The following is a 1,550-nucleotide window of genomic DNA, read 5'->3' as shown; positions in this document are numbered from 1 at the left end:
CTGAAGTTTGCGAACGATCTGTTCCGGATTGTGACGTTTCCTTTTCGACATAATCAAGTCTCCTTGCCCGAAGGGCAGATGCGAAACTCTCATTATACATGGACCAGTTTACGGGGGGCACACCAAATGAAGAAGCAAACCAAGTCAAAAAAGCGTGTTGCTGATCACGGCGAAGTCTTTACATCAGACCGAGAAGTCAACGCCATGCTCGACTTGGTCAAACAAGAAACGGAACGCATCGACAGCCGCTTTCTTGAGCCTGCCTGCGGTACCGGAAATTTTCTCGCCGAAATTCTGCGGCGCAAACTCGCCGTCGTCAAATCACGCTACGGCAGCCACCCCGCCGATTACGAACGCTACGCCGTCATCGCTGTTACCTCCATTTACGGCGTCGAATTGCTGCCCGACAATACTGAAGAATGCCGCAAACGGCTCTTCCACCTTTTCGACAGCGAATATACGGCCCACTCAAAAGACGAGGCGAACGACGATACACGCGAAGCCGTGCGCCATATACTGCGCCACAACATCTTATGCGGTGACGCCCTTACCATGAAACAAAACGACGGGAATCCAATCCTCTTCGCCGAATGGTCTCCCCTAAAAGAAGCCATGCTTAAACGGCGTGATTTTCGACTGGATCATATGCTTGAAGCACAGGACAACATGGTGCAGCTGACCCTTTTCGACGAAAGCAGCGCCTATGAATGCAATGAACGGGGGGAGCTCGTACTGAAACCTGTCAAAGAGTTCCCGCCCATTCATTACAGGAGGGTGCAAGAACATGACTGATTTTTATACCAACACCTACAATCCTGATGTCCTCGACTGCCTCGCCAATCTGTCCAATGATGAAGTGTTCACACCGCCCGGCATCGTCAACCAAATGCTCGACATGCTCCCTCAAGAACTCTTCACTGATCCCCATATAACCTTCTTGGATCCCGTCTGCAAATCGGGCGTGTTCCTTCGAGAAATTGCCAAGCGCCTCCTAAACGGACTCGAATATCAAATCCCTTCTTTACAAGAGCGCATCGACCATATCCTGCACAGACAGCTCTACGGCATCGCCATTACCGAATTAACCTCTCTCTTATCACGGCGAAGCCTCTACTGCTCCAAATTCCCAAACGGCCCCTACTCCATCTCACGCTTTGATAATGGCGAGGGCAATATACGATTCAAGAAAATTCAACATCAGTGGCGCAATAAAAAGTGTTCCCTCTGCGGCGCTTCCAAAACCGAATACGACCGCGATGAAACACTGGAAACCTACGCCTATGAATTCATCCATAACACCAAGCCGGAGACTATTTTCGATATGAAATTCGATGTTATTATCGGAAACCCGCCTTATCAACTCAGTGATGGGGGGAATGCCGCAAGCGCCAAGCCTATATACCATCACTTTGTTCAACAGGCTAAAAAATTAATGCCACGTTATTTAACATTGATTATTCCTTCCAGATGGTTTGCAGGCGGCAAAGGCTTAGATACCTTCCGAGAACAAATGATATCTGATACTAGAATAAGACAACTCGTTGATTATT

2 protein-coding genes are annotated in these 1,550 nt (G+C 48.6%); both read left to right on the top strand.

Annotated features, from left to right (window positions below; genetic code table 11):
• The first annotated feature begins 126 nt into the window (after positions 1-126).
• Positions 127-792 (top strand): SAM-dependent DNA methyltransferase, encoded by a 666-nt coding sequence (locus GX117_05250; GenBank protein NLO32750.1) that lies wholly within the window; start codon positions 127-129, stop codon positions 790-792.
• A partial coding sequence (locus GX117_05245) for a restriction endonuclease (protein ID NLO32749.1) occupies positions 785-1,550 on the top strand: 766 nt, incomplete at its 3' end. The genes GX117_05250 and GX117_05245, both read left to right, overlap by 8 nt.

This window comes from Candidatus Hydrogenedentota bacterium (assembly GCA_012523015.1).
Lineage (GTDB): Bacteria > Hydrogenedentota > Hydrogenedentia > Hydrogenedentales > CAITNO01 > JAAYBJ01.
The sequence above is the reverse complement of the archived record's forward strand: the minus strand, read 5'-3'. Positions and strand labels throughout refer to the sequence as shown.

Bases quoted from the DNA above. Each gene is read 5' to 3' on its own strand.
- GX117_05250 (NLO32750.1), top strand. From the start codon at position 127: ATGAAGAAGCAAACCAAGTCAAAAAAGCGTGTTGCTGATCACGGCGAA.